Source organism: Streptomyces sp. NPDC056600 (assembly GCF_042792855.1).
Classification (GTDB): Bacteria; Actinomycetota; Actinomycetes; order Streptomycetales; family Streptomycetaceae; genus Streptomyces.
In genome coordinates, this window is record NZ_JBHTVQ010000044.1 from 48,793 (window position 1) to 72,713 (window position 23,921).

The 23,921-nt window shown below is 72.2% G+C and carries 20 protein-coding genes; 11 read left to right on the forward strand and 9 right to left on the reverse strand.

Annotation, left to right across the window (positions count from 1 at the left end; genetic code table 11):
* Positions 1-123: 123 nt before the first annotated feature.
* The 4 genes from ACFRAV_RS21600 to ACFRAV_RS21615 form a co-directional block, all read right to left on the reverse strand.
* Positions 124-1,569 carry a cellulose binding domain-containing protein gene (locus tag ACFRAV_RS21600; RefSeq protein ID WP_382557896.1) on the reverse strand — a complete coding sequence of 482 codons (1,446 nt, stop codon included), beginning with the start codon at positions 1,567-1,569 and terminating at the stop codon, positions 124-126.
* A gap of 114 nt (positions 1,570-1,683) precedes the next feature.
* Complete coding sequence (locus ACFRAV_RS21605) at positions 1,684-2,529, reverse strand: carbohydrate ABC transporter permease (RefSeq protein ID WP_382557897.1); 846 nt, start codon at positions 2,527-2,529, stop codon at positions 1,684-1,686.
* Complete coding sequence (locus tag ACFRAV_RS21610; RefSeq protein WP_382557898.1) at positions 2,526-3,452, reverse strand: carbohydrate ABC transporter permease; 927 nt, start codon at positions 3,450-3,452, stop codon at positions 2,526-2,528. The genes ACFRAV_RS21605 and ACFRAV_RS21610 overlap by 4 nt, the downstream gene beginning before the upstream one ends.
* Positions 3,449-4,735 (reverse strand): extracellular solute-binding protein, encoded by a 1,287-nt coding sequence (locus ACFRAV_RS21615; RefSeq protein WP_382557899.1) that lies wholly within the window; start codon positions 4,733-4,735, stop codon positions 3,449-3,451. The genes ACFRAV_RS21610 and ACFRAV_RS21615 overlap by 4 nt, the downstream gene beginning before the upstream one ends.
* Positions 4,736-4,952: 217 nt before the next feature.
* Between ACFRAV_RS21615 and ACFRAV_RS21620 the strand changes: the two genes are divergently transcribed.
* Positions 4,953-5,759 (forward strand): GntR family transcriptional regulator, encoded by an 807-nt coding sequence (locus ACFRAV_RS21620; protein ID WP_351115886.1) that lies wholly within the window; start codon positions 4,953-4,955, stop codon positions 5,757-5,759.
* A gap of 65 nt (positions 5,760-5,824) precedes the next feature.
* Here the strand turns inward: ACFRAV_RS21620 and ACFRAV_RS21625 are convergent, their stop codons facing one another.
* A complete protein-coding gene (locus ACFRAV_RS21625) occupies positions 5,825-6,718 on the reverse strand; it encodes a DUF4429 domain-containing protein (protein ID WP_382557900.1) in 894 nt (297 codons plus the stop codon).
* A gap of 58 nt (positions 6,719-6,776) precedes the next feature.
* Positions 6,777-8,021, reverse strand: coding sequence for an alpha/beta hydrolase (locus ACFRAV_RS21630; RefSeq protein ID WP_382557901.1), 1,245 nt, complete (start codon positions 8,019-8,021; stop codon positions 6,777-6,779).
* A gap of 133 nt (positions 8,022-8,154) precedes the next feature.
* On the opposite strand from ACFRAV_RS21630, the gene ACFRAV_RS21635 reads away from it, so the two are divergent.
* Complete coding sequence (locus ACFRAV_RS21635; protein WP_382557902.1) at positions 8,155-8,460, forward strand: small hydrophobic protein; 306 nt, start codon at positions 8,155-8,157, stop codon at positions 8,458-8,460.
* 185 nt (positions 8,461-8,645) lie between these two features.
* Here the strand turns inward: ACFRAV_RS21635 and ACFRAV_RS21640 are convergent, their stop codons facing one another.
* Together ACFRAV_RS21640 and aceE are read right to left on the reverse strand one after the other, a co-directional pair.
* On the reverse strand, positions 8,646-9,497 hold the full coding sequence (locus ACFRAV_RS21640; RefSeq protein WP_382557903.1) for a potassium channel family protein: 852 nt from the start codon (positions 9,495-9,497) through the stop codon (positions 8,646-8,648).
* Positions 9,498-9,562: 65 nt separating this feature from the next.
* Positions 9,563-12,373, reverse strand: a complete 2,811-nt coding sequence (aceE, locus tag ACFRAV_RS21645) for a pyruvate dehydrogenase (acetyl-transferring), homodimeric type (RefSeq protein WP_382557904.1) — start codon at positions 12,371-12,373, stop codon at positions 9,563-9,565.
* A 407-nt stretch (positions 12,374-12,780) separates the two neighbouring features.
* Between aceE and ACFRAV_RS21650 the strand changes: the two genes are divergently transcribed.
* From ACFRAV_RS21650 to ACFRAV_RS21675, 6 genes are all read left to right on the forward strand, one after another.
* Complete coding sequence (locus tag ACFRAV_RS21650; protein ID WP_351115797.1) at positions 12,781-13,218, forward strand: DUF3052 domain-containing protein; 438 nt, start codon at positions 12,781-12,783, stop codon at positions 13,216-13,218.
* A 173-nt stretch (positions 13,219-13,391) separates the two neighbouring features.
* On the forward strand, positions 13,392-13,850 hold the full coding sequence (locus ACFRAV_RS21655) for a peroxiredoxin (RefSeq protein WP_351115798.1): 459 nt from the start codon (positions 13,392-13,394) through the stop codon (positions 13,848-13,850).
* 127 nt (positions 13,851-13,977) lie between these two features.
* Positions 13,978-14,553 carry a TerD family protein gene (locus ACFRAV_RS21660; protein WP_351115799.1) on the forward strand — a complete coding sequence of 192 codons (576 nt, stop codon included), beginning with the start codon at positions 13,978-13,980 and terminating at the stop codon, positions 14,551-14,553.
* 255 nt (positions 14,554-14,808) lie between these two features.
* On the forward strand, positions 14,809-15,387 hold the full coding sequence (locus ACFRAV_RS21665) for a TerD family protein (RefSeq protein WP_351115801.1): 579 nt from the start codon (positions 14,809-14,811) through the stop codon (positions 15,385-15,387).
* Positions 15,388-15,487: 100 nt separating this feature from the next.
* Positions 15,488-16,624 carry a DUF475 domain-containing protein gene (locus ACFRAV_RS21670; protein WP_382557905.1) on the forward strand — a complete coding sequence of 379 codons (1,137 nt, stop codon included), beginning with the start codon at positions 15,488-15,490 and terminating at the stop codon, positions 16,622-16,624.
* Between the two features lie 188 nt (positions 16,625-16,812).
* Positions 16,813-17,616, forward strand: coding sequence for a Tellurium resistance (locus ACFRAV_RS21675; RefSeq protein WP_382557906.1), 804 nt, complete (start codon positions 16,813-16,815; stop codon positions 17,614-17,616).
* Positions 17,617-17,736: 120 nt separating this feature from the next.
* On the opposite strand, the gene ACFRAV_RS21680 is transcribed toward ACFRAV_RS21675, so the two are convergent.
* Complete coding sequence (locus ACFRAV_RS21680; RefSeq protein WP_382557907.1) at positions 17,737-18,585, reverse strand: TerD family protein; 849 nt, start codon at positions 18,583-18,585, stop codon at positions 17,737-17,739.
* A gap of 210 nt (positions 18,586-18,795) precedes the next feature.
* Between ACFRAV_RS21680 and ACFRAV_RS21685 the strand changes: the two genes are divergently transcribed.
* The 3 genes from ACFRAV_RS21685 (at position 18,796) to ACFRAV_RS21695 (ending at position 23,880) form a co-directional block, all read left to right on the forward strand.
* A complete protein-coding gene (locus ACFRAV_RS21685; RefSeq protein WP_382557908.1) occupies positions 18,796-19,977 on the forward strand; it encodes an HpcH/HpaI aldolase/citrate lyase family protein in 1,182 nt (393 codons plus the stop codon).
* A 424-nt stretch (positions 19,978-20,401) separates the two neighbouring features.
* The gene (locus ACFRAV_RS21690; protein ID WP_382557909.1) at positions 20,402-23,053 is read left to right on the forward strand and encodes a phosphoribosyltransferase; all 2,652 of its coding nucleotides are present in this window, start codon (positions 20,402-20,404) and stop codon (positions 23,051-23,053) included.
* A complete protein-coding gene (locus ACFRAV_RS21695; protein WP_382557910.1) occupies positions 23,050-23,880 on the forward strand; it encodes an HAD family hydrolase in 831 nt (276 codons plus the stop codon). Before ACFRAV_RS21690 ends, ACFRAV_RS21695 begins: the two co-directional genes overlap by 4 nt.
* Positions 23,881-23,921 lie beyond the last annotated feature (41 nt).

The following is a 23,921-nucleotide window of genomic DNA, read 5'->3' on the forward strand; positions in this document are numbered from 1 at the left end:
GGCCCGGTGGGGGGGGCCCCAAAACCCACCCCACCCCCTTCCTTTTAAACCCGCCCCGGGGGGGGGGTGGGGGGGGGGGGGGGGGCCCCCGGCCCCCCCCCCCCCCCGCCCACCCCATGCCCGTCAGGCGTTGGGCACGGTGTCCTGGAAGGCCGTCCCGGCCGTGCGGTAGGCGGCCACCTTGGCCGCCACCTGGGCCGGAGTGAGTACCTGGTCCTTCACGTGGAGGACGTAGTCGACCTTCTGGTCGTAGGAGCGCGGCGTGGTGCTGGTCTGGCCGGCCAGGTCGATCAGCCACTGGTTGAAGTTGATCGACATCGGCCGCTCCGGCAGGTACCGGGAGTCGTGACGGCCGAACTCCTGGCCGTCCACGTAGTAGACGATGCTGCTGTTGTCGATCGTGACGACCAGGTCGTGCCAGCCGGCGTAGCTGGTGCGGGACTCGCTGTGCGCGTTGACCGCCTCCCACGGGTCGGGCCGGTAGGTCTCCCAGGAGGTGGTGTACAGGATGTTGGAGGTCTCGCCCCAGCCGCCGTTGGGCAGGTACTCGAAGTCGTACTCGGCGTAGTCGTCCGCCATCGGCGCGGTGAGGTCGTTGATGGTGAAGAAGGTCTGCACGAGACGGTCGCCGTCCGGTCCGCTGCGCGGGGCGTCGGAGAAGTGGACCCGGGCCGCGTAGGTGCCGTTGCGGAACTTGACCGCGCGGGTGAGGACCTCGGTCATCTCGGTGGTCTGGGCGGTGCCGGCCGTGGAGGTCTCCAGGTTCATCACCGTGTTGGAGCCGTCGCGCGCGAAGGTGACGTTGTCCGGCGCCCAGGTCGCGCCGGGCACGCCGGGGCCGCCGGAGTTGGAGCGCACGCTCCAGCCGTGGGAGGCGAGGGCCGGGTCGGTGTGCGAGGTGTAGGTGAAGTCGTCGAAGAGCGTGGCGCCGCCGCCCGGCGGGTTCGTCGGCGGGTCGGTGGGGTCGGTCGGGTCGGGGGAGGGGGTGTTGCCGGCGGGCGCGGTGCCCCAGACCGGGGTGCCGCCGACAGTCGCGGTGACCTTGCTCCAGTCCCCGTAGGAGGTCTGGGAGGGGCCGAAGGAGTAGTCGTCGCTCTGCACCAGCGGGCGCCAGTCGGAGCGGTAGAAGCGCAGTTGCAGGTCGCCGCTGTCGGCGCCCGCCGCGAGGCTGCCGGCCCCGGAGGTGAAGCCGATCTCCAGGTAGCGGTCGGCGGTGGCGGTCGGGTTGGCGAGGGTCCCGAAGGTCCCGGTGACGTTGGCGCAGCCCTTGACCGCCCAGGAGCAGCGGAAGGTGTACGAGGCGCCCGCCTCGGCCTTGAAGTAGTACCGCAGCCTCACCTGGCCCAGGGACACCGAGGAGGAGCCGGTGTTCACCACCTTGAACCAGGGCTCGGCCTGGTCGCCGCCGGTGGAGCTCTGCCGGTACTGGACCTTCACCTGCTCCCCGGCGGCGGCCGCGGGCAGGGTGGTGAGGGTGGCGCAGCCGACGCCGGCGGCGAGCGCGGCGGCGAGGAGGGTGGCGCGGATCCGGTTGCCTCTGACGTGCGTGGGGCTCGTGCTGGAGGTCATGCGAGCGTCCTCTCCTGAGGGGTGGGGGCCGGACCGGCAGGGGAGGGCGCCGGCCCGGAGGACGTGCGGGGGACGTGCGGGGTGGGGGGAGCGGCGCGCACGCGCGGCGGCGCCCTACCCCTTCACCGCGCCGCCGGCCATGCCGGCGGCGACCCGGTGCTGGAGCACCAGGAAGAGCAGCAGGACGGGAAGGGCGAACAGCGTGGAGGCGGCCATGGTGGCCCCCCAGTCGGTGCCGAAGACGTTGGAGAAGGAGGAGAGCCAGACCGGCAGGGTGCGGTCGTCCTGGTTCTTGATGATCAGCATGTTGGCGAAGGCGAACTCGTTCCAGGCGGTGATGAAGCCGAAGAGCGAGGTCGCCAGCAGGCCGGGCGCCAGCAGCGGGAAGGTGACGCGGCGGAACGCCTGGGAGCGGGTGCACCCGTCGACCCGGGCGGCCTCCTCCAGTTCCACCGGGATGCCGGTGAGGAACGACCGGAGGGTCACCACCGTGAAGGGCAGCGTGATCATGAAGTAGATCAGGGTGAGCGTCGGCAGCCGGTCCAGCATGTCGGTGTCCCGGGCGATGACGTACATCGGGATCAGCAGCGCCTCCCAGGGCGCGACCTGGGCGACGAACACCATCAGCACGAAGGCCCGGCGGCCCTTCCAGCGCATCCGCGCCACCGCGAAGGCCGCGCCCAGCGCCACCACCAGCGCCAGCACCACGCAGGTCAGGGTCACCAGCAGGCTGTTGCGCCAGAACTGCGCGAAGCCGTCCGCCCGGGCGGCGGTGGCGAAGTGCTCCAGGGTCAGGGAGGTGGGCCAGAAGACCGGGGTCTCCGCCTGGATCTCCGGCGTCGGCTTGAACGCCGTGAGGATCATCCAGTAGACGGGGAACGCCGAGAGGACGAAGACGATCAGCGCCCCGGCGTTCAGCGGCAGACGTCGCCGCGCCGCCCGGCTCACTCCTCTGCTCATTCCTCGGCCTCCTGACGGAGCATCTGGCGCAGGTACGGGATCAGCACGGCGAGCAGCAGGAGCACGGTCAGGGTGGAGACCGCCGCGCCGAGGTCGTAGCGGTGCAGGGACTGGGCGATCCGGTAGGCGTAGACCGGCAGCGTGGTGGTGGCCTGGTCGGGTCCGCCGCCGGTGATCGCCCAGATCTGGGCGAAGCAACGGAAGACCCAGATGATCTCCAGGCACAGGACCAGCCCGAAGACCGGCCGCAGGATCGGCAGGGTGATCGACCGGAAGATCCGCCACGCCCCCGCCCCGTCCAGCCGCGCCGACTCGTAGAGCTCGGCCGGCACCGTCAGCAGCGCCGCGTGCAGGGTGATCGCGACGAAGGGCACCGACTGCCACACCACGATCAGCAGCAGCACGGTGAAGGCGGCCGTGCCGTTCGCCGTCCAGGAGAAGTCCTCGAACGACGTGAGGCCGAGGCGGGTGAGCGCCCAGTTCACGACGCCGAGCCGGGAGGCGAACAGCCACTGGAAGACCGTGGTGGTCGCGATGACCGGGCTGGCCCAGGCGAGCACCAGACCGCTGGTCACCACGATCCGCATCACCCGGCCCAGCCGCTGCAGCATCAGCGCCACCAGCGTGCCGAGCACCATGATCAGCACGACGTTGAGCAGCGTCCACCACAGGGTGCGGCGGACGACCTCCCACAGCTCGGGGTCGGACAGGATCTCCCGGTAGTTGTCCAGCCCCACGAAACCGGCGTCGCCGCGGATGAGCTCGCCCATCCCGAACTCCTGCACCGAGATCAGCAGGTTCCGGATCAGAGGGTAGCCCAGCAGCAGCACGGCGCCCACGACGGTGGGGGCGACCAGCAGGTAGGGCCACAGGCCGCGCGGGTCGAAGCGGCCGCGCGCGTCCGCGGATGCCGGCCGGTTCATGAGTTCAGGGTCTTGGTGATGCTCTCGGAGGCCTTCTTCGCCGCCTTCGCCATGTCCTGGCCGGTGAGGACGGCCGTCATGTACTCCTTGATCGGGTTGGCGGCCTCGACGGCGGCCCACTGCGGCGAGTTGGGCGTCGCCCGGCCCTCGGCGGCGGCCGCGGCCATCGCCGCGGTGCCCTCGTTGTCCTGGATGACGGAGGCCAGCGAGGTCCGGTTGGGCACGTAGCTCATGGTCTTGGCCATGTCGCTCTGCCAGGTGTCGCCGGCCAGCGCCTCGATCACCTCGTAGGCGGCGTCCTGGTGCGCGGAGGCCTCCGGGACGATCAGGTCGGACCCGCCGGTGAAGGTCGCGCCCGGCTTGCCCGCGGTGTTGCCGGGGACCGGGAAGAAGCCCAGCTTGCCCGCGAGTTCGGGATTGGCCTGCTCGATGATCTTCGCTCCGCCGGGCACCGCGATCACCTGCGCGACGTCGCCCTTGGCGAACACCTCCGCCTGCGGCGGTTCGGCCTCGTCGGAGTCCTTGGGGCCCTTGCCGAGCGCCTGGAGCTTCTTGTAGAACTCCATGCCGCGCAGCGCCTCGGGCGTGTCCAGCGAACCCTTCCACGGGCCCTGGGTGTGGACCGCGAGGTCGCCGCCGTCCTCCCAGACGAAGCCGGCCAGCGTGTACCAGTTCTGGCCCGGCAGGTAGATGCCCTGGACCTTGTCGCTGTTCAGCTTCTCGGTGACCTCGATCCACTCGTCCCTGGTCTTCGGGGGCTCCTTGACGCCGGCCTTCGCGAAGTGGTCCTTGTGGTAGATGACCACCCGGTTGGCCGCGTACCAGGGGATGCCGTACTGCTTGCCGTCGATCTTCCCCGGCTCGGCCAGGCCCGGCAGCCAGTCGGAGCCCTTGAGCTCCTCCACCTTGTCGCTGAGGTCCTTCACCCCGCCGCTTGCCGAGTACTGCGCGACCTGGGTGTTGCCGACCTCGATCACGTCCGGGGCGTCGTTGCTGGCCAGGGCCGCGGTGACCTTCTCCCCGATGCCGTTCCACTCCTGGATCTGGATGTCCAGGTCCAGCTGGGGGTGATCCTTCTCGAAGGCCTTGGTGAAGCGGGCGAGGAAGTCGTCGGTGACGCTGTCCTTCATGATCCACACGGTGATCTTCTGCGGGCCGTCGCCCTCGTCGGAGGACGAACCCGAACTGCAGCTGGTGAGCGCGGCTGCCGCCGCCAGGGCGGACAGACCGGCGATGATGCGGATCTTCACGGTCACCTCGATGAGACCTGACCAATTGGTCATCCGGCATTGAGTGGTAAACGAAGTTGGCACCCTCCAGGGAACCCGTCAATCCCCCAGGGATTACTCAACACCCTTGGAAATACTGTGCACTTGGGCTTGAGGGAAGGTGTGGCACGCCGCTTGACCAGTTGACCGGTCGGCGGGTTGGGTAGTTGACCAGCCGGTCCGTCCGCGGCCGGGGAGGGAGGCAGCCGTGCGGAGCGGGTCGTCGAGCGCCATGCTCAAACGGGAACGTGTCCGCGAGCACCTGCGCGTGCTGATCGAGGCCAGCCGGCCGGGCGACGCGATCCCCTCCGAGCGCGCCCTGTGCGCCGAACTCGGCGTGTCCCGGCCCACCCTGCGCGCGGTGGTCGACGGCCTGGTGGCCACCGGCCTGCTGACCAGGGAACAGGGCCGGGGCACCTTCGTCGCCCCCGCCAAGATCACCCAGGAGCTGACCTCGGACCGGGCCCCGCTGGACGTCCCCTCCGCCTCCGGCTCCTGGTCCAGCCGCATCCTGGAGCGCGCCACCCTTCAGGCCGGGGCCCGCATCGGCCGCCGGCTGCGGATCTCGCCGGCCGCCGAGCTGGTCTACATCGCCCGGCTGCGCCTGGTGGACGGGGCCCCGATGGCCGTCGAGCACCTGCACTTCCCGGCCACCCTGGTGCCCGCCTCGCTCACCTCCGACGAACTGGAGGCCGGCGACCTCTACGACCACCTCAGGGAGCACCACGGGGTGACCGTGCACGAGGCCACCCAGTCCATCGAGCCGACCGTCGTCAACGAGGCCGAGGCCGCCGTCCTCGACGTGCCGGTGCTCTCCCCGGCGCTGCTCATCGAGCGCCTCACCACGGACACCTCGGGACGCCCCGTCGAGTACGTCCACTCCGTCTACCGGGGCGACCGCTACCGCATCGTCTCCAGGCTGGCCCTCGGCCCGCCCGGCCCGCGCCCGCGACCCGGGGGCCACCACCCCGGCATCCCGCCGGGGGACTTCGCCCACGACGGCATCATCACCTCGTCGACCACCGGGGACGCGTACTGACGCGTCGACCGCCGGGGACGCGTACCGACTTGTCGACGACCGGGCGCGCGCACCGGCCGGCATGCTCAGAGTTCGGCGAGGAGGTCGGCCTTCTTGGCGGTGAACTCCTCGTCGGTGACCAGCCCCGCCTGGTGCAGCTCGCCGAGGTGGCGGATCCGGTCGGCGATGTCCGCCGGGTCGCGCCGGGTCACCCCGACCGCCACCGGCGTCATCCGCTCGGTCGTGTTCTTGGCCGCCGCGCCGCCGGCGGCCCGCGCCGCGGCCAGGACCGCCGCCGCGAACGGGAGCGACTCGTGCACCGGGCCGTACCCGAGCCCGAACACCACCGCCGAGGGGTCCTGGTCCACCGGCACGCGCGCCCCGTGGTCCGACGTGCCGCGCCGCAGCAGCCGCAGGTGACCCTCCAGCGCCTCCGGGGAACGCCACTCCACCCCGGCCAGGTCCGCCACCGGCACGTACTGGTCGCCCGTCTTCCACTTGGCGGAGGACGCGCCCGTCCAGGACCAGCGGAAGGTCACCGTCGAGCCGTCGAAGGACGCCTTCGCGTCGTAGGCCTTGAACTGCCGCGGCGCCTCCGGCGGCGCGACCAGGCAGTTCGCCGTCGGCCCCGGATCGCCCGGCAGCAGGGCACGCAGTTCGTCCGCGTAGTACTCGGCCAGTGTCTCCCGGTCGGCGGGCAGCACCAGCCGGTACGGGTCGCTGCCCTCGGGCAGCTGGCCGTCGGCGGCGTCCATCAGCGGGTCGGCCCCCGCTCTCGGCCGGGCGCGCAGCACGACGGTGCCGCGCCGCCCGCGGGACAGCTCGACCCCGGCGAGGGCGGCGAGCGGCACACGGCGCTCGCCGAGCGCCTGGAACAGTCTCGGTGTGCGGATCCCCCGTTCGTAGCGGATGAGCACGGAGTCGGACCCGAACTCCCAGGCGGCATGAAATCCGGCCAGTACGTCACCCATGCGGCTCATCGTAAGCGTGCCTCCCCCTCGCCGTCCCGTGTCCGACAGGCCCCAAATTTTTCCGGCGCTACGTGCCTCTGACCGGCGACCCTCCGGTGGGAAGGGTTCCGCACGCGTCTTCTTCGCGTGCGCAGTGCACGGCGGAGGGATCCCCGGCCGCGATCAGAGCGAAATTCCCCAGACTTTCGCTGCCTGGCGCGAAGTATCCGGTGTGCCCCTTCGCCCCCGCCGCGGACAGCACCCTCGCGCCGAACGCGGGGGAGACCGGGTCGGCCCCGTGGCCCAGCCCGCCGAGCTCCACGTGCGGCAGCTCCCCGACCCAGTCCCCGGCCGAGCGGGCGGCCCAGATCCGCGCCCGGGAGCCGAGCCGGGAGGCACGCGCGGCGCGCATGCCGGGGCTGCCAGCCACCACGATGTCGGTGACCCGGCCGGGCAGCGACCGCGCGGCCAGCCCGCACACCACCGAGCCGTAGCTGTGGCAGAACAGCGCGACGCCCGCCTCGCCCGGCAGGGCCCTCACCAGCGCGGACAGCCGGCCCGCGCCCGCGGAGGCGAGCGCGGCGGTCGCCGCGTCCACGCCCAGACCCGCCGGGGCGGTGTAGTCGGCCCAGGCGATCACCGCGGTGCGCACCTCGGGCCGGGCCTCCCGCTGGGCCCGGCGGAGCGCCAGCGCCATGCCCACCGGGGCGGAGCGGGGGAGGGCGGAGCGCTGGAAGGTGAGCAGGTCGGTGCCCGCGCCGGGCACCACCACGGAGATCCGGTCGGCGCGCTCCAGGTCGCCGAAGACCTCCGCGACCCGCCCGCGCCCCTCCGGGTCGAACGCCAGCACCTTGCGGTCCCCGTCCGCCAGCGAGGCGAACCGGTGCAGTCTGCGGCGGGCCTCGGCCCGGGCCTCCGCGCCCAGCCGGGGGTCGCGGGGCCGGGCGCGTTCGCCGCGCAGCGCCTCGGCCAGGGCCAGCCGGTTGGCGTAGTACCGGAGCCGCACCGGCGCGCCGTTCATGTTGCCGACGGCCAGCGGGTGGCTGCGGGCCAGGCGGCGCCGCTCGCGGGCGGTGAGGGAGGCGAAGAAGGCGGCCATCAGGTCCGGGCGAGAGGCCGGGTCGGGCAGCGGCCGGCCGTCGATCCGGCCCCGCCCCCACGCCGCGACGTCCGCGGCCAGCGCACCGGCCGGCCGGGGTTCGGGGACCGCGGCCCAGCCGGAGGTGGTCAGCAGCGCGAAGACCACCGCGAGGGCGGGCAGGGCGTGGGCCGCTCTCCGCCGCAGGCCGCGGCGGGGCGGCCCGGAGGCGGGACGGGTCGGCGAGGTCGTCATCGGGGGGAACCCTAGGAGACCGGCCCCGTCGCCGGAAAGCCGTAACTGGCATGAATGGCACGCCGATTGCGGGCAATCCGAACAGTGAACCCGATAGGCGCCCCTACAAGGCAGAGGGTGCAAGGGAGTTGATATGGCCGGCTTCGGACAAGGCGCGCGCAGGCACCCCCGCTCACGTGGCGTGAGCTCGTCACGGACCGGGCTGGACAGCGCGACGCTCGCGATCATCGGAGTCGTCTGCGCGGTCGCCGGACTCTTCGTCGCCGGGATCATCCTCGGCCCGGCGGCGGTCGTGTGCGGCTGGCTCGCGATGGGACGCACCTGGAAGGGCGCGAGCGCGGGGTGGCCCGCGCTGGTCGCGGTCGTCCTCGGTGCGATCGACACCGTCCTGGCGCTGATCGCTCTCGCCGGGGCAGGAACGGGCGCGGGAATCCTCTGACCCGCCCGTCCCTGGGCCGAAGGGCGCCGGAGCGCCTCCTCTCCGCTCCGGCGCCCTTCGGCATGGCCGGGCCGCCCTCGCGGAGGCACCGGGGCCCGGTGGTGGGGCGCGGCGCACGCCCCGGGTGATACCGGCGGCTGCGGCGGTGCCCTCGGTGGTGCCGTCAGCGGTCCTCTGCGGTGCCGTCAGCGGTCCTCGGCGGAGGGCGTCGCTGCGGGGCCGGGAAGGGCGGGTCGGGCGGCGGTGAGGGCGGCGATCTCCGCGCGCAGGGCGCGGACCTCCTCGGTGAGGGTGCGGATCTCCTCCGTCTGACGCCGTTCCTCCGCGTCGTCCTTGTCGAACTGGGCGATGAACCAGGCCGCGATGTTGGCGGTCACCACACCCAGCAGCGCGATGCCGGACAGCATCAGTCCCACCGCCAGCAGCCGCCCCAGCCCGGTGGTCGGCGCGAGGTCCCCGTAGCCCACCGTCGTCATCGTGGTGAACGCCCACCACACCGCGTCGCCCAGCGTCCTGATGTTCCCGCCCGGCGCGTTGCGCTCCACCGACAGCACGGCCAGCGAGCCGAAGACCAGCAGTCCCACCACCGACCCGGCGACGTACGTGGTCAGCCGTACCTGCGAGCTCAGTCGCGCCCGCTGACCCACCAGGACCAGCGTGGACACCAGCCGCAGCAGCCGCAGCGGGCTCAGCAGCGGCAGCAGCACCGCCAGCAGGTCCAGGACGTGCGTGCGGAAGAACTCCCAGCGGTCCTCCGAGAGCCACAGCCGGGCCGAGTAGTCCACCGCGAACGCCGCCCACACGATCCACTCGACCCACCGGCATCCACGGACCACCGCCGTCGTCGCGTCCGGGTCCACGATCGGCACCGCGTAGGCGACCGCGAACACCACCGCGAGGAACAGCAGCGGCCGCTGGGTGCGCCGCTCCCAGGCCTCCAGCGGGGCCGGAGGCGTCGCCGCCCCGGAAGCCCCGGAAGCCCCGGAAGCCCCGGAAGCCGCGGTGGTCGCGTCGGCAGTCGTTTCGTCCATGACCATCCGTGAATCGTAGAAAGGGCCCCCACCGCCCGGAAGAGCGGTGGGGGCCCGGGACACGCGAAGGATCAGGCGTCGCCGCCCATGGTGCCGGGGTCGGCCGCCCGCACGTCGAGGATCCGGTACCGGTCGATCGCCTGCTTCAGCACCCCGCGGTCGACCCGGCCGGCCTTGGCCAGCTCGGACAGCACCGCCACCACCACCGACTGGGCGTCGATGTGGAAGAAGCGGCGCGCCGCCCCGCGGGTGTCGGCGAAGCCGAAGCCGTCGGCGCCCAGCGAGGTGTACGGACCCGGCACCCACCGGGCGATCTGGTCGGGGACCGACCGCATCCAGTCGGAGACGGCCACGAACGGACCCTCCGCGCCCGACAGCTTCCGCGTCACCCACGGCACCCGCGGTTCCTCCTCCGGGTGCAGCAGGTTGTGCTCCTCCACGTCGACCGCCTCGCGCCGCAACTCGTTCCAGGAGGTCGCCGACCAGACGTCGGCCCGCACGTCCCAGTCCTCGGCGAGGATCCGCTGCGCCTCCAGCGCCCACGGCAGCGCCACGCCCGAGGCCATGATCTGCGCGGGGATCGAGCCCGCGCTGCCGGGCGCGTACCGGTGGATGCCCTTGAGGATGCCCTCGACGTCCACGTCCTCCGGCTCGGCCGGGTGCACGATCGGCTCGTTGTAGACGGTCAGGTAGTAGAAGACGTCCTCGCCGTGCGGGTGCTCCGGCGAGGAGCCGTACATCCGCCGCAGACCGTCCCGCACGATGTGCGAGATCTCGAACCCGAAGGCCGGGTCGTAGGCCACGCAGGCCGGGTTGGTGGAGGCCAGCAGCTGCGAGTGGCCGTCCGCGTGCTGCAGACCCTCACCGGTCAGCGTGGTCCGGCCCGCCGTCGCGCCCAGGACGAAACCGCGCGCCATCTGGTCGGCCATCTGCCAGAACTGGTCGCCGGTGCGCTGGAAGCCGAACATCGAGTAGAAGACGTACACCGGGATCAGCGGCTCACCGTGCGTCGCGTGGGCCGAGCCGGCGGCGATCAGCGAGGCGGTGCAGCCGGCCTCGGAGATGCCGTCGTGCAGCATCTGGCCGGTCGGCGACTCCTTGTAGGCGAGCAGCAGCTCCCGGTCGACGGACTCGTACTGCTGGCCCATCGGGTTGTAGATCTTGGCGCTCGGGAAGAACGAGTCCATGCCGAACGTCCGGTACTCGTCCGGCGCGATCAGCACGAACCGCCTGCCGATCTCCTTGTCCCGCATCAGGTCCTTCAGCAGCCGCACGAACGCCATGGTGGTGGCGATGGTCTGCTTGCCGGAGCCCTTCTTCATCGCGGCGTAGGCCTGGTCGCCCGGCAGCTCCAGCGGCTTGCTCCGCAGCACGCGGGTGGGCACGTACCCGTCCAGCGACCGGCGCCGGTCGTGCATGTACTGGATCTCCTCCGAGTCCTTGCCCGGATGGAAGTACGGCGCCTCGTACGGGTCCTCCAGCTGCTGGTCGGAGATCGGCAGGTGCAGCCGGTCCCGGAAGCGCTTGAGGTCGTCGACCGTCAGCTTCTTCATCTGGTGCGTCGCGTTGCGGCCCTCGAAGTTCGGCCCCAGCGTCCAGCCCTTGACCGTCTTGGCCAGGATGACCGTCGGCTGCCCCTTGTGGGCCAGCGCCGCCGCGTAGGCCGCGAAGATCTTCCGGTGGTCGTGGCCGCCGCGCCCCAGATGGAGGATCTGGTCGTCGGTCATGTTCTCGACCATCGCGCGCAGCCGGTGGTCGTCGCCGAAGAAGTGGTCGCGGATGTACCCGCCGGACTCGGTGGCGTACGTCTGGAACTGGCCGTCGGGCGTCCGGTTCATCCGGTCGACGAGGACGCCGTCGCGGTCCTGCGCCAGCAGCGGGTCCCAGCTGCGGTCCCAGATCAGCTTGATCACGTTCCAGCCGGCGCCCCGGAAGACCGACTCCAGCTCCTGGATGATCTTTCCGTTGCCGCGCACCGGGCCGTCCAGCCGCTGCAGGTTGCAGTTGACCACGAAGGTCAGGTTGTCCAGCCCTTCACGGGCGGCCAGGGAGAGCTGGCCCAGCGACTCCGGCTCGTCCATCTCGCCGTCGCCGAGGAACGCCCACACGTGCGAGCGCGAGGTGTCCGCGATGCCCCGGGCGTGCATGTAGCGGTTCATCCGTGCCTGGAAGATCGCGCCCAGCGGGCCCAGGCCCATGGAGACCGTCGGGAACTCCCAGAAGTCCGGCATCGAGCGCGGGTGCGGGTACGAGGACAGGCACTCGGGCGCCTTCGACTTCTCCTGGCGGAAACCGTTCAGCTGCGCCTCGGAGAGCCGGTCCAGCAGGAAGGCGCGGGCGTAGATGCCGGGGGAGGCGTGGCCCTGGAAGAAGATCTGGTCGCCGCCGTCACCGCGGTCCTTGCCCCGGAAGAAGTGGTTGAAGCCCACGTCGTAGAGCGAGGCGGAGGAGGCGAAGGTGGCGATGTGACCGCCCACCCCGACGCCCGGACGCTGCGCGCGGGAGACCATCACCGCGGCGTTCCACCGGGTCGCGTTGAGGATCCTGCGCTCGATCTCCTCGTTGCCGGGGAAGAACGGCTCGTCCTTGGTGGCGATCGTGTTGACGTAGTCCGTGCTGCGCATCTCGGGCACGGCCACGCGCTTCTCGCGGGCCCGCTCGATCATGCGCAGCATCAGGTAGCGTGCCCGGTCCCGGCCGCGCTCGTCGATCGCGGCGTCGAGGGAGTCGAGCCACTCCTTGGTTTCCTCGGGGTCGAAGTCGGGGACCTGGCTGGGCAGGCCGCCGATGATGATCGGGGCGCGATCTGGTCCGGGTCCGGAAGCCACGGCGTTCCTTCGCTCTCGCTGGGGGTCCAGTCGTTCTCGGTGGGTATCTCCCATGGTGTACCCGCTGATCGTGAACCTCACCTCCCGCGCGTCCGGGCGGGAATCGAGCCGATGGCCGACCCCCGTGGCGCGCGGGTCACGGAAAGCGAATACGCTCACTCCAGACACGTTTCGCAAAACAATTCGCACGTCGCACGCATGGTGTCCGCCGAAAGCGGCAAAGAGGACAGAATAGTGTGGCCTGCGTCACCCGGGCCTGGTATCGGTGCCCGGAACTTGCCACGGTGCCGCCGGGAACGTCACCGTTTCGGCGGTCTCGACGGCCGGGTACTTGCGCGATCGGTCCCGCCCGTGTGGACTACGGCCAATGCTTCGCGTACGCGCGTGGCTCGAACCCTTCCCCCGGCAGCACTGGAGCGAGCCGGAGGAGACACAAACGCAACATGATCAGGAGGCAACCCGTGAGCGCGACCGCGGACCACGCGGAGGAGCGGACGAACCCTGCCGCCAGGCTGGGGTTCCAGCCCGAGCAGGTGGTCCAGGAGATCGGCTACGACGACGACGTCGATCAGGAGCTCCGCGAGGCCATCGAGGAAGTCATCGGCAGCGAGCTGGTCGACGAGGATTACGACGACGTCGCCGATGCCGTGGTGCTGTGGTTCCGCGACGACGACGGCGACCTGACCGATGTGCTGGTGGACGCCACCACGTACATCGAAGAGGGTGGCTCGATCCTGCTCCTCACGCCCAAGACGGGCCGTGACGGCTACGTGGAGCCGAGCGACATCGCCGAAGCCGCGACGACCGCGGGCCTCTCCGCGACCAAGGGCGTCAGCGTGGGCAAGGACTGGAGCGGAAGCCGCCTGCTGACGCCGAAGGGCGCCAAGACCAAGCGGTGACGCACCCGCCGGCCCCGAGGGGCCGGCCGCACGACCGCCCCGCGGGGGGACGTCCGGACCACACGGTCCGGACGTCCCCCCGCGGTGTTCTGCGCTCGCCCCGCACCGGCCGCGTAGGGTGTGATCCACCTGATCAGCAGCAGCGCGGCGCCACCCGAAGGGAACACGAAGAGATGGCGATCGAGGTCGGCAACCAGGCCCCGGACTTCGAGCTGAAGGACAACCACGGCCGGACGGTGCGGCTCTCGGAGTACCGCGGCGAGAAGAACGTGGTGCTCCTCTTCTACCCGTTCGCCTTCACCGGGGTGTGCACCGGCGAGCTCTGCGACATCCGGGACAACCTGCCGGCCTTCGTCAACGACGACACCCAGGTGCTCGCGGTGTCCGCCGACTCCATCCACAGCCTGCGGATCTACGCCGAGCAGGAGGGCTTCGAGTACCCCCTGCTCTCCGACTTCTGGCCGCACGGGAACGTGTCGCGCGCCTACGGCGTCTTCGACGAGGAGAAGGGCTGCGCGGTGCGCGGCACCTTCATCATCGACAAGGAGGGCATGGTCCGCTGGACCGTCGTCAACGCCCTCCCCGACGCGCGCGACCTCGACGACTACGTGAAGGCGCTCGAGACGATGTGACGCGTCGCCGATCCGGTGGCCGGTTCACCTCCCGCCGGGAGGGAACGGGTCACTACGATCGGTCGTTGACCACTTACCGACGTACCACCAGGGGCTCCCGGCCCCCGGACAGCACAAGGGAGAACTCGTGGGAGTCAGCCTCAGCAAGGGCGGCAACGTTTCGCTGAGCAAGGAGGCGCCCGGTCTGACGGCCGTCATCGTCGGCCTCGGCTGGGACGTCCGCACCACCACCGGCACCGACTTCGACCTCGACGCCAGCGCGCTGCTGCTCAACGCCGCCGGCAAGGTCGCCAGCGACGCGCACTTCGTCTTCTTCAACAACCTCACCAGCCCGGACGGGTCGGTGGAGCACACCGGCGACAACCGCACGGGTGAGGGCGAGGGCGACGACGAACAGATCAAGGTCAACCTGGCCTCCGTCCCGGCCGACGTCGACCGGATCACCTTCCCGGTGTCGATCTACGACGCCGAGGCCCGTCAGCAGTCCTTCGGCCAGGTCCGCAACGCCTTCATCCGCGTGGTGAACCAGGCCGGCGGCGCGGAGATCGCCCGCTACGACCTCTCCGAGGACGCGTCCACGGAGACGGCGATGGTCTTCGGCGAGCTCTACCGGCACGGCGCGGAGTGGAAGTTCCGCGCGGTCGGCCAGGGCTACGCCTCGGGCCTGCGCGGCATCGCGCAGGACTTCGGCGTCAACGTCTGACGTCACCGCCCGCGCCACGGGCCCGCGCCCCGGCTCCCGTCCGGCACCGCCTCGGCGCGTCCGGCCGGGAGCCGGGGCGCGGGCGGCACGGGCCGGGAGGCTCCGGGTTCCGCGGTCCCGGGGCCCGGGCCGCAGGCGGGTCCGGGGGCCGGGACGGCTCGCGGGTCCGTGGGGGCGGGCATCGTGGTGCGCCCGGCCGCTCGCCGGCTGCCCGCTCGGCAGCCGTCATCCGTACGACAAGGGGAGGATCCGTTCATGGGCGTCACGCTCGCCAAGGGAGGCAACGTCTCCCTCTCGAAAGCCGCCCCCAACCTCACCAAGGTGACGGTCGGGCTCGGCTGGGACGCGCGCTCCACCACCGGCGCGCCCTTCGACCTCGACGCCAGCGCCCTGATCTGCGGCGCGGGCGGCCGCATCCTCGGGGACGAGTGGTTCGTCTTCTACAACCAGCTCACCAGCCCCGACGGTTCGGTGACCCACACGGGCGACAACCTCACCGGCGAGGGGGACGGCGACGACGAGTCGATCGTCGTCGACCTGCCCCAGGTGCCGGCCCAGTGCGAGCGGATCGTCTTCCCGGTGTCCATCCACGAGGCGGACCTGCGCGGGCAGAGCTTCGGCCAGGTCTCCAACGCCTTCATCCGGGTGGTCAACGAGGCCGACGGCCAGGAGCTGGCCCGCTACGACCTCTCCGAGGACGCCTCCACCGAGACGGCGATGATCTTCGGCGAGCTGTACCGGTACCGGGGCGAGTGGAAGTTCCGCGCGGTGGGCCAGGGGTACGCGTCGGGTCTGCGCGGCATCGCGCTCGACCACGGGGTCGACGTCTCCTGAGACCCGGGCGTCACAGGAACGCGACACGACTCTAGACTTCGGGTCAACGAAGAGTAAAGCCGGGTGCGGGGCGGTCCCCCGCCACATGATGGGGTAGCCAGTGGTACTCAAAACCTTCGGCTGGTCGTTCGCGGTCACCGCGCTCGGCCTGGTCGTAGCGGTCATCTACGGGGGATGGACGGCCTTCGGCGTCGTCGCCATCCTCTCGATCCTCGAGATCTCGCTGTCCTTCGACAACGCGGTGGTCAACGCCGGGATCCTGAAGAAGATGAGCGCCTTCTGGCAGCGCATCTTCCTCACCATCGGCATCCTGATCGCCGTCTTCGGCATGCGACTGGTCTTCCCCGTCGTCATCGTCGCCATCAGCGCCAAGCTCAACCCGATCGACGCGGTCGACCTGGCGCTGAACAACAAGGACCTCTACGAGCAGTACGTGACGGACGCCCACCCGGCGATCGCCGCGTTCGGCGGTATGTTCCTGCTGATGATCTTCCTCGACTTCATCTTCGAGGACCGGGACATCAAGTGGCTGGCCTGGCTGGAGCGTCCGCTCGCCAAGCTCGGCAAGGTCGACATGCTGTCCGTCTGCATCGCGCTGATCGCGCTGCTGGTCACCGCGATGACCTTCGCGACGCACGCCCACACGCACAGCGGCCACGCGGACAAGTCCGCCACGGTCATGCTGGCCGGCATCGGCGGCCTGATCACCTACCTGGTGGTCGGCGGTCTCTCCGGCTACTTCGAGGACAAGCTCGAGGAGGAGGAGGAGCGCGAGCACGAGGCGGAGGAGAAGGCGGCCGCCGAGGGCAAGCCGCGTTCCGCGGTCGAGCTGGTCGGCAAGGCGGCCTTCTTCATGTTCCTCTACCTCGAGGTCCTGGACGCGTCGTTCTCCTTCGACGGCGTCATCGGCGCCTTCGCCATCACCAACGACATCATCCTGATGGCGCTGGGTCTGGGCATCGGCGCCATGTACGTCCGTTCCCTCACCGTGTACCTGGTCCGCCAGGGCACCCTGGACGACTACGTCTACCTGGAGCACGGCGCGCACTACGCGATCGGCGCCCTGGCGGTCATCCTGCTGGTGACCATCCAGTACCAGATCCACGAGATCATCACCGGCCTGATCGGTGTCGTCCTGATCGCGAGCTCGTTCTGGTCCTCGGTCCGCCGCAACCGCAGGCTGGCCGCGGCCGAGGGCGGCTCCGACGGCAAGGCGGAGGTCTCCTCCGGGGCGTGAGCCGTGTGACCCCCCTTCGTGCCCGTGTGCGACCCCGCGTGTGACCTTCGCCGCGTGTACCGCACCCCGCGCGCAGGGAACGCTCTCAGCGGGGCGGTCGTCGAGGACGGGCAGTCCTCCGGGCCGCCCCGCCGGCGTACGCGCGCGGCAGGCCGGCGGTGACGGTGCGATGCGAGGGGTGGGCGGGGATGGCTTCCACGGAACAGCGGTCCGGCGAGCGGGGGACGAGGCCGGGGGCCGCGGCGTTCTCGGGGTTCTCCGGCTTCTTCGACGGCCTGCGGCCCTGGCACGCGGCGGGCTTCGACACCCGCGGCGCCCGGGGCGGTCCCGTCCGGCTGACCAGCCGGCGGCGCCGGGTGTCGCTGACCAAGCAGGGCGCCGACACCGGCAACCTGCGCGTCCAGCTGGCCTGGCGGATGCGGACCTCCGACCTCGGCGGCGGCGTGCGGGAGAGCCTGCTGCGCCATCCGCTGCGGGCGCTCCGGCCGCCGGAGGTCGTCGGACACACCCAGTCCATGGTCCGCGTCGACCTCGACCTGGGCTGCCTGTACGAACTCACCGACGGCTCCAAGGGCGTCGTGCAGCCGCTCGGCGGCCTCTACGGGGCGATCAACGAGCCGCCCTACGTGAAGCTGGACGGCGACGACCGGGCGGGTTCCGGGTCCGGCGAGACGATGCACATCAACCTCGACCACCGGGACGACATCCGGCGGCTGCTGGTGTTCGCCTACATCTACGACGAGACCCCCGCCTTCGACCGCACCGAGGCGACGGTCACGCTCTTCGCCGGGGCGGACCCGGTGATCGAGATCGACCTCGACGAACGCCATCCGCAGGCGCGGTCCTGCGCGGTGTTCACGGTGGAGAACGTCAAGGGCGAGATCTTCGTCCGCCGCGAGGCGCGGTACGTCTACGGCTACCAGGCCGAACTGGACCGCCTCTACGGCTGGGGCCTCAACTGGGGCCGCGGCCACAAGTCCGCCGGCCGCTGACGCCGGGTCCGCCGGGGCCGACCGCCGGGAGCCTGACCGATCGCCGGGAGCCTGACCGCCCGGGCGGCCCGGCCGCCCGCAGGCGGGGTGGCGGCGGGGGACCGCCCGCGGGGTGTGAGGTCAGCGGGAGAGGAACTGGGGGCCCATGGGGGGCATGCGGAAGCCCTGGTCGCCCACCGGCTGGGGGTAGCCGTACGCGGACGCCTGCGCCGGCACCCTCTGCACTGTCGCGGCCGGCGGATACCCGTACCCCGCCGCGGCGGCACCGCCCCCGGCCGGCGGATACCCGTACCCCGTCGTGGGCGGCGGCGCCACGACCGCCGCGGCCGTCGGCTCCTCGGCCGGCAGCGGCCGCGAGAAGTCCGGCCCCGAACCGGGCGACTCGATCCCGTTCCCCGGCTGCTCGGCCGACGCCGCACCCCCGTCGGGGTCCTCGACCGAGATGCCGAAGTCGGAGGCCAGCCCCTCGAGCCCGTTGGCGTAGCCCTCCCCGAGGGCCCGGAACTTCCAGCTCCCGCCCCGCCGGTAGAGCTCGCCGCAGATCATGGCGGTCTCCTCGCCGGTCTCCGGCACGATGTCGAAATACGCCAGCGGATCCCCGTCCGGCACGTCCGCGTCGTACAGCAGGATGCGCAGGTCCTCCACGCGGGAGAACGGCACCCCGTCCGCCGAGGCGACGACGAGAACACGGCCGACATCCGCCTCGACACCGCTCAGATTCGTCTGGACCGTGTCGGTGAGGCCCTCGGTGACGCGCTTCTTGCCGAGCCGCCAGACCTTCCCGGAGGGATGCCGTGGCTGGTTGTAGAAGACGAAGTCCCCGTCCGAGCGCACACGTCCGTCCGTCCCGAGCAGAAGCGCCGAAGCGTCCACGTCGGGCGCGCCCGGCCCCGCCGACCACCGGAGCACGGCGCGAACCGTGCCCGCCTCCAGCGGGACGTTGGACCCCTTCAGCATCGCGTGCGTCATACGGGCAATCCTGCCCTCTGGCTCCGGCCAGGACAATGCGGGGGTCGGCCGGACCGATCGGGACGGGTTCGGCCCGGGAGGACTGTCGCCGTCCGTAACGGACATATGCCGGTCACCCGAACTTCACGGACCTCGGGAACTGCAGAAATAGATCTGTACGTACTATTACCGGCCACCCTCTTCGGCCGCTGATTTCTCACGGGGGACCCCATGCGTCACTTCGGGCACGTAGCCCCGGAGGTGCGAGAGCGCCTCTTCCACCAGGAGCCCTGCGCGTTCACGGCCGACTCGCCCGCCCCCGTGCTCGCCGCGGCGCTGGGCGCGACCCTGTACAGCCCGGCCACCCGCCCGCGGCTGGCCGACGACGTCCTCAAGCAGGCGGGCCGCGGCGTCGTCTCCATGGTCCTGTGCCTGGAGGACTCCATCGACGACGCCGACGTCGAGGCCGGCGAGGAGAACCTGGTCCAACAGTTCGCCGCCCTGGACGCCCGGCTCGGCGAGACCTCCGGCGAGCGGCTGCCGCTGCTGTTCGTGCGGGTGCGGCACCCCGGGCAGATCGGCGACCTGGTCCGCCGGTTCGGCGCGTCCGCCCGGCTGCTCTCCGGCTTCGTGGTGCCCAAGTTCACCCGGCGGCACGGCACCCCCTTCCTGGAGGCGGCGGCCGCGGCCGAGGCGGAGAGCGGACGGCGGCTCTTCGTGATGCCGGTCCTGGAGTCGCCCGAGCTCCTCCACCTGGAGACGCGGACCGAGACCCTGACGGGGATCTTCGACACGGTCGACAAGTACCGCGACCGGGTGCTGGCGCTGCGGCTCGGCGTCACGGACTTCTGCTCCGCCTACGGCCTGCGCCGCGCCCCCGACATGACCGCCTACGACGTGCGGATCGTCGCCTCGGTGATCTCCGACGTGGTCAACGTGCTGGGGCGCGCCGACGGCACCGGCTTCACCGTCACCGGGCCGGTGTGGGAGTACTTCCGATTGCAGGAACGTATCTTCAAGCCGCAGCTGCGGGAGAGCCCGTTCCGCGGCGAGGCCCAGGAACTGCGCGAGAACCTGATCGAGCACGCGCTGGACGGGCTGCTGCGGGAGATCGCCCTCGACCAGGCCAACGGCCTGCTCGGCAAGACCTGCATCCACCCCACGCACGTCCAGCCGGTCCACGCGCTCTCCGTCGTCAGCCACGAGGAGTTCTGCGACGCGCAGGACATCCTGCGGCCCGAGCGGGGCGGCGGCGGGGTGCTGCGGTCGGCGTACACCAACAAGATGAACGAGGTGAAGCCGCACCGGGCGTGGGCCGAGCGGACCATGCTCCGCGCGCAGGTCTTCGGCGTCGCGCAGGAGGACGTGGGCTTCGTCGACCTGCTCGCCGCGGCCTCCGACGCCTGCCCGTGAGGGCCGGCACCTCGCGAGCGGCCCTCCCCACGGCCGCGGCGGGCCTTCCCGCGGCCGCGAGCCTCTCCTGCCCGGGCGCCCAGGCGGGCTCGCGCCATACAGGCATGGCCCACATGGGTGCGGTCCACACAGACGCGGTCCACACGGACGCGGTCCACACGGACGCGGTCCACACAGGGGGGCCGCACACAGGCCCGCGCCCCACAGGCACCGGGGACGGGCCCCCAGGGCACCCGGACCACCCAGGGCACCCGGACCACCCGGGCCGACCAGGCCGCCAGGACCGCCCGGGTCACCGCGATCACCCGGGAAGCCCCCTGAACACGGACGGGTGCCCCGCATGCGCCCCACGCACGCCGCAGGCAGACGGACGCCGGAAGGCGGCGGCACACGCCGCGCCTCCGGCCGGACACACAAGGGACTCATGAAGACAGCCGACACCGCCGAGGACCGCACCGGCCCCTGGACCGGCACCTGGGTGGCCGAACGCCTGGGCGTCGCCCTGGAGGGCGACCCGGCCCTGCGCGACCTGCTGGGGCTCGCCCTGCGCCGCAACCCCCGCCGCGCCCACCTGCTCGTATCCCACGTGCTCGGCAAGCACGTGCCGCAGTCGCCCGCCGTCGTCCACGGACACGGCGTGGCCCTCGGCCGCCGGGTCCGCGGGCTGCTGGGCCCGCAGGAGGCGTCGCGGGCCGTCGTCCTCGGCTACGCGGAGACCGCCACCGGCCTCGGCCACTCGGTCGCGGACGGCCTCGGCGACGCCCCCTGCCTGCACTCCACGCGGCGCCCCGTCCCCGGCGTCGACGCGGCCGGCGGCTTCGAGGAGTCCCACTCCCACGCCACCAGCCACCTCCTGCTGCCCGAGGACCCCGCCCTGCTCGCCGGGGACGGCCCGCTGGTGCTGGTCGACGACGAGTTCTCCACCGGCAACACGGTCCTGAACACCATCCGCGCCCTGCACGCCCGTTACCCCCGTGCGCGGTACGTGGTGGTCGCGCTGGTCGACACCCGCTCGCCCGCCGACAGCGGCCGGCTCGCCGAGTTCGCCGCGGAGATCGGCGCCCGCGTCGACCTGGTCGCCACCGCGACCGGCCGGGTCCGGCTCCCGGAGGGCGTCCTCGAGAAGGGCCAGGCCCTGGTCGCGGCCCACGAGAGCCCCGCCGCCACGCCCCAGGCCCAGGCCCAGGCCCAGGCCCAGGCTCCCGCCCCCGCCGCGCCGGGCGACGCCCCGCGCCGCGAGGACCTGGTCCCGCGGCAGCGGACGACCCCCACCCCGCTCGCCCGCCGGGTGGACCTCGCCTGGCCCGACGGTCTCCCCGACGGCGGCCGGCACGGGTTCACGCCGCACCACCGCGTCCGCCTCGACGCCGCCCTGCCCGCGATGACCGCGCGCCTCGCCGAGGCCCTGCCGGCCGGCGCCCGCAGCGGCCGCGTGCTCGTCCTCGGCTTCGAGGAGCTGATGTACGCCCCGCTGCGCCTGGCCGCCGGGCTGGAACAGCTGCTCGCCGACGCGCGGGTGCGGTTCTCCACCACCACCCGCTCGCCCGTCCTCGCGGTCGACGACCCCGGCTACGCCATCCGCAGCCGCCTGGTCTTCCCCGCCCACGACGACCCGGCCGACGGGCCCGGCGACCGCTACGCCTACAACGTGGCCGGCGCCGGCTTCGACGCCGTGATCGCCGTCGTCGACTCCGCCGGCGACACCCCGGCGCTGCACGCCCCCGACGGCCTGCTCGCGCGACTCGCCGCGCACACCCCGCACGTGCTGCTCGCCGTCGTCCCCAGCCACGTCCCGGGCCGCGCCCCAGGTCACGACCCCGGCCGCGCCGCCTCCCACGTCTCCCGCCCCGCCCCCGTACGGACCGCCCGCGAGGGCGGCGCCGCGCGCGCATCCGAAAGGCCCGCCATGCTGCCGGAGCCCCTCCGCGGACCGCACTTCTCCTCCTACGCCCCCGACGAAGTGGGCTGGCTGCTGCAGGACCTCTCCGACGTCACCCTCGAGGCGCCCACCGAGGAGCGCGAGGAGGCCATCCAGAGCGGCGGCGCCCACTACGCCGAGTCGCTGCCCGTCGAGTACCAGCCCAGCGAGGACTACCAGCGGCTCTTCCACGCCGCCCTGGACACCTCCGCCACCCGGATCGCCGAGGCCGTCGGCGTGGTGACCGAGACCGTCCTCGCCGAGCGCGGCGCGCGCTCGGGGCGGACCGTGCTGGTCTCGCTGGCCCGCGCCGGAACCCCGGTCGGCGTCCTGATGCGCCGCTGGGCCCGCCACCGGCACGGCCTGGACCTGCCGCACTACGCCGTCTCCATCGTGCGCGGCCGTGGCATCGACGCCAACGCCCTGCGCTACCTCGCCGCCCACCACGACCCGCGGGACGTCCTGTTCGTCGACGGCTGGACCGGCAAGGGCGCCATCACCCGCGAACTCGCCGCCGCCATCGAGGAGTTCGAGCAGGCCGAAGGGATCACCGGTTTCGACCCGGAGATCGCGGTGCTCGCCGACCCGGGCTCGTGCGTGCGGACCTACGGCACCCGCGAGGACTTCCTCATCCCGTCCGCCTGCCTCAACTCGACCGTCTCCGGGCTGATCTCGCGCACCGTGCTGCGCTCCGACCTGGTCGGCCCGCACGACTACCACGGCGGAAAGTTCTACCGCGAGCTCGCGGACGCCGACGTCTCCGTCGCCTTCCTGGACGCCGTCTCCGCCCGCTTCGACGAGGTCACCGACGCCGCCGAGGCCCGCGCCAAGGAACTCGTCGCCGCGGACCGCACGCCGACCTGGGAGGGCTGGGCCGCCGTCGAACGGATCAGCGAGGAGTACGGCATCCATGACGTCAACCTGGTGAAGCCCGGCGTGGGCGAGACCACCCGGGTGCTGCTGCGCCGGGTACCGTGGAAGATCCTGGCCCTCAAGGACGCGGGCGCCGACCTTGACCACGTCCGGCTGCTCGCCGCCCAGCGCGGGGTGCCGGTCGAGGAGGTGGACGAACTGCCGTACAGCTGCGTCGGACTCATCCACCCGCGCTACACGCGCGGGGCCACCGGCACCGACGGACGGGCGGTGGCCGCACGATGACCGAGTCCCATACCGGCGGCCCTCGCGCCGTCGTCGCCAGCGACCTGGACCGGACCCTGATCTACTCCACGGCCGCCCTCGCGCTCACCATGCCGGACCAGGACGCCCCCCGGCTGCTGTGCGTCGAGACCCACGAGCACAGACCGCTCTCCTTCATGACCGAGGCCGCGGCCGAACTCCTCGCCGAACTGGGCGAGGTCGCCAGCTTCGTGCCGACCACCACCCGCACCCGCGCTCAGTACGAGCGCATCAGCCTGCCCGGCCCCGCTCCGCGCCACGCGATCTGCGCCAACGGCGGCCACCTGCTGGTCGACGGAGTCTCCGACCCCGACTGGCAGCGGACGGTGGCCGCGCGGCTCGCCGAGGAGTGCGTGCCGCTGGAGGAGGTCTCCGAACACCTCCGGCGGACCGCCGACCCGCAGTGGCTGCTCAAGCACCGCATCGCCGAGGACCTCTTCGTCTACCTCGTGGTCCAGCGCGACCTGCTGCCCGACCAGTGGGTCAAGGACCTCTCCGAGTGGGCCGAGAACCGCGGCTGGACGGTCTCCCTCCAGGGCCGCAAGATCTACGCCGTGCCCAAGCCGCTCACCAAGAGCGCCGCGGTCCGCGAGGTCGCCCGGCGCACCGGCGCCGACCTCGTCCTCGGCGCGGGCGACTCCCTCCTCGACGCCGACCTGCTGCTGGCGGTGGACCGCGGCTGGCGCCCCAACCACGGCGAACTCGCCGACACAGGATGGGGAGCGCCGACGGTCGTCCCCCTCGTCGAACGCGGCGTCCTCGCCGGAGAACGCATCCTCCGCGAGTTCCTCACCGCCACCCGCGCCTGACCCCCCGGGGACGGCTGCGCGGCCCGGTGCACCTCTCGGGC